Source organism: Rhodococcus sp. (in: high G+C Gram-positive bacteria), assembly GCF_049591685.1.
Lineage (GTDB): Bacteria > Actinomycetota > Actinomycetes > Mycobacteriales > Mycobacteriaceae > Rhodococcoides.
The window spans coordinates 1-3,781 of the sequence record NZ_JBAWFH010000111.1; the positions used below are offsets into that span (position 1 = coordinate 1).

Here is a 3,781-nt window from a genome sequence, read left to right on the forward strand (position 1 = left end):
CACCGGAGCACTCGCCGACGCCCTTGTTGTCGTCTCGGCCCTGTCGATCCAGGATGTCCGAGAACGCCCCGCCGAGCATCAACAGGCTGCCGACGAGAAGCACGCACGATTCGCCGTCGAGAACTCCGACTTCCTGGCGTACGTCGAATTGTGGAAGTACCTGCGTGAGCAGAGAGACGACTTGTCTTCCAATCAATTTCGGCGCATGTGTCGCAACGAATTCCTGCACTATCTCCGTATCAGGGAGTGGCAGGATCTGCACGGTCAGCTGCGTCAGATCACGCGGGGTCTCGGTTGGTCCGTTCCCGACTCTGCCAGTACGCCGACGGCTCTTCACCAAGCGCTGCTGTCGGGACTGTTGTCGCACATCGGGCTCAAGGAAGGCGACAAGCGTGAGTTTCTCGGAGCCCGAGGCACTCATTTCGCCATCTTTCCCGGCTCGGGACTGTTCAAGAAACCCCCACGCTGGGTGATGGCGGCCGAACTGGTCGAAACGGGGCGCCTGTGGGGACGCATGGCGGCTCGCATCGAACCCGAGTGGGCCGAACGACTCGCTCCGCACTTGATCAAGCGGACGTACTCGGAGCCGCACTGGTCGACGAAGCGTCAATCGGCCATGGCGTACGAGCGGGTCACCCTGTACGGGCTCCCCCTGGTGACCGGACGACCGGTGGGCTACCACTCTATCGATCCCGAGGTCTCCCGTGAGCTGTTCATCAGACACGCTCTCGTACAAGGTGAATGGAAGACCCAGCATCAGTTCTTCCACCGCAACCGGGAGTTGCTCGAAGACGTCGGCGAGCTCGAGAACCGCGCACGGCGTCGTGACATCGTCGTCGACGACGACGCTCTGTTCGACTTCTACGACGCACGTATCCCTGCCGAAGCCGTGTCCGCCCGGCACTTCGACACCTGGTGGAAGAAAACGCGCCGCACCAAGCCCACCCTGTTGGACTTCACCGCCGAGACCGTCGTCAACGCCGACGCCGCCTCCGTGTTGGGCGGCGACTACCCCGACGCCTGGCGTCAAGGCGAGATCCGATTCCCGTTGACGTATCAGTTCGAACCCGGCGCCGAAGCGGACGGTGTGACCGCGCGCATTCCGATAGCCCTCCTCGCGCAGGTACAGCCCGTCGGTTTCGACTGGTTGGTCCCCGGCATGCGTGCCGAACTGATCGCTACGCTCATAAAACTTCTCCCCAAGGCGCAGCGCCGGAACGTCGTTCCCGCACCCGATTTCGCCGCCGCGGCGCTGGCGGCCATGAAGCCACGTTCCGAGCCGGTCGTGTCGGCTCTGGCGCGTGAACTTTCGCGCCTCGGCTCGTGCCGGATCGACCCCGATAATTTCGATCTCTCGGCGCTACCCGCCCACCTGCGGATGACGTTCGTTGCAGTGGACGTAGACGGCAAAGTTCTCGGATCGGACAAGGACCTTGCCGCGCTGAAGAAGCGGCTGGCCCCGCGCGTCATTCAGGAGGTCGCCAGCGCCGTCGGCGGCGCCGAACGCGCGCCGACACTGGCCTGGACTTCGTTCAGCCTGGGCAATCTCGACGAGACGGTCACCAGGTCGGTCGGCGGCCAAACAGTCACCGGCTACCCCGCACTCGTAACGGAGAAGGGTGGCGTGGCGGTTCGAGTGCTCAGCACACCTGCCGGTCAGCGCGCCGCAATGCGCGACGGCACGCGTGCATTGCTCCTCGAGCACGCACCCCGTGGCACCAAAGCACTCATCGCCGGCATACCCACTCGCGAACGAATCGCGCTCGGACAGAACCCGTACGGCAGCATCGACGCGCTACTGGAGGACTGCCGCAAGACGGCGGTGGACGAATCGATGCAGGCGCACGGCGGGCCCGTCAGGTCGCCCGAGAAGTTCGCTGCTCTGTCGAAAGCGGTCAACGCCGATGTGGTCGACCGTACCTCGCGAATACTGGCCCTCGTTCGGCCGATTCTCACCGCTGCGCTCGAACTGCGCGGTGTACTCGACCGGTCGACAGGAGACGCCGCCGACGATGTTCGCGAACAGTACGACGGGCTGGTGTTCGACGGGTTCGTCTTCGAATTCGGTAGTGACCGACTGGCGCACGTACCGCGCTACCTCGAAGCTGCGACCGTCAGGCTCCGGTCGCTGCCCAGCAGTGTCAGACGAGACGACGCCGGAATGGATGTCTTGGACCGGGTCTACGACGCATACGGCCGACTGCTGAAGTCGTTGCCCGAAAGCAGGCAGCAGAGCGCGGCTGTCCAAGATGTGTTCTGGATGATCGAGGAACTCCGAGTCGGGTTGTTCGCGCAAAGCGTTCGCACGGCGTACCCGGTGTCGGAAAAACGAGTTCTCAAGGCCATCGAAGCGGCCGGCGGCCGGCAAGCCTGATCGGCGGTCCGGCAGGGTCTGCGGCCGTGCGGCCGTTCTAGTCGACCGAAGCAGACTCGCGGTGCGCGCGGAGGTCCTGGATTTCTTTCTCGAAGTCCTCGGCGGAACTGAACGACCGGTATACGGACGCGAACCGGAGATACGCCACTTCGTCCAGATCGCGCAGCGGGCCGAGGATGGCCAACCCGACTTCGTGGCTGGGAATCTCGGCCGAACCAGACGCGCGCACGGCGTCTTCGACCTGCTGGGCGAGCAGATTCAGGGCGTCGTTGTCGACGTCGCGGCCCTGGCAGGCGCGCCGCACACCCTTGACCACCTTCTCGCGCGAGAAGGGTTCGGTGACGCCGCTACGTTTGACGACGGCGAGCACTGCCGTCTCGACGGTGGTGAAACGGCGGCCACATTCGGGGCACGAGCGGCGACGGCGAATCGCCTGCCCCTCGTCGGCCTCGCGAGAGTCGACCACGCGCGAGTCTGGGTGCCTGCAGAACGGGCAATGCATGAAAGAGCCTCCGTCGTAGCCGGTGCACTCCCCCGGATAACTCTCGAGGAGGGGTGCAGGCTTCGAGGATACTCGGAGCGCGAGATACGGATTTCGATCACCCAGCAACCGAAGTGCCCGGATCGGCGATGGCGCCACGACGGTGCCCACGGTGTCGAACTACTGCCCGAGCAGGAGCGGCGTCGCCAGTTGTTGCCCTGCGGACACGGCAGCACCGGGCATGTCGCCCAGGGGCAACAATCCCTCGACGACTGGCTGCACCGGCTGGCCCGGTGCGATGCGGCGAGCCACGTCACTGATGGTTTCGCCCTCCTGAACCGTCACGACGACCGGTTGCGAGCCGGCGCTCACTGACACCTCGGTCGCTCCGGACACAGCACTCGACGCTGCAGCGTCGATCGATTCTGCGCGAAGATTGGCAAGCGCGACGAAACCCAGAATGACGAGCGCGGTTCCGACGACCCCTGCCACCGCGGCGAGCCAGGAGATGGGCTGATGCGGTGCCGGCTCCACGCAGGCATCGGAGTAGCCGTGGCGGTGACCGAGGCCTTGCGGACCGCTAGCCTGCACGTACCTCCGACGCTGGACAGCGGCCCGCCGCCGCGCCGCGGTGGTGGAACGGTCGACCGCTGACCGTCGCACTCGCACGTCTGACGAAACGGCAGAACGTGAGCGCGTGATGTTCTCGGTCGGTAGCTCGGTGGCGATGCTCATGGGAACCTCCAGTGCGTCGTGCGGATCGAACGTGACCGAACCCTGTGTTCGATCAGGCGTTCGAAGAACGCTTGTTCGAAGTTGTATCACGCAGCTCCGACAAAGTCAGTAGAAAACGCGACACGGATCGAACAGGTGTTTGATCCAACTGCGAATACGGGCTAAGTTCGTGTCAGAAACCACAGGCCACA

The 3,781-nt window shown here is 64.6% G+C and carries 3 protein-coding genes; 1 reads left to right on the forward strand and 2 read right to left on the reverse strand.

The window, feature by feature from the left end; all coding sequences use genetic code 11:
* Window positions 1-2,374 (forward strand): ATP-dependent RNA helicase HrpA (gene hrpA / locus WBQ44_RS04955; RefSeq protein ID WP_495565623.1); only part of this gene is annotated, 2,374 nt, incomplete at its 5' end.
* A 37-nt stretch (window positions 2,375-2,411) separates the two neighbouring features.
* Here hrpA and nrdR read toward each other — a convergent pair.
* Window positions 2,412-2,876: a transcriptional regulator NrdR gene (nrdR, locus tag WBQ44_RS04960; RefSeq protein WP_495565625.1), complete on the reverse strand. Its 465-nt coding sequence runs from the start codon at window positions 2,874-2,876 to the stop codon at window positions 2,412-2,414.
* Between the two features lie 159 nt (window positions 2,877-3,035).
* Window positions 3,036-3,590: a hypothetical protein gene (locus WBQ44_RS04965; protein WP_495565624.1), complete on the reverse strand. Its 555-nt coding sequence runs from the start codon at window positions 3,588-3,590 to the stop codon at window positions 3,036-3,038.
* Between the last annotated feature and the right edge of the window lie 191 nt (window positions 3,591-3,781).

What these genes read in the sequence shown, in the direction of transcription:
- nrdR (WP_495565625.1), bottom strand. Translation starts at nt 2,876, where the DNA reads ATGCATTGCCCGTTCTGCAGGCACCCAGACTCGCGCGTGGTCGACTCT.
- WBQ44_RS04965 (WP_495565624.1), bottom strand. Translation starts at nt 3,590, where the DNA reads ATGAGCATCGCCACCGAGCTACCGACCGAGAACATCACGCGCTCACGT.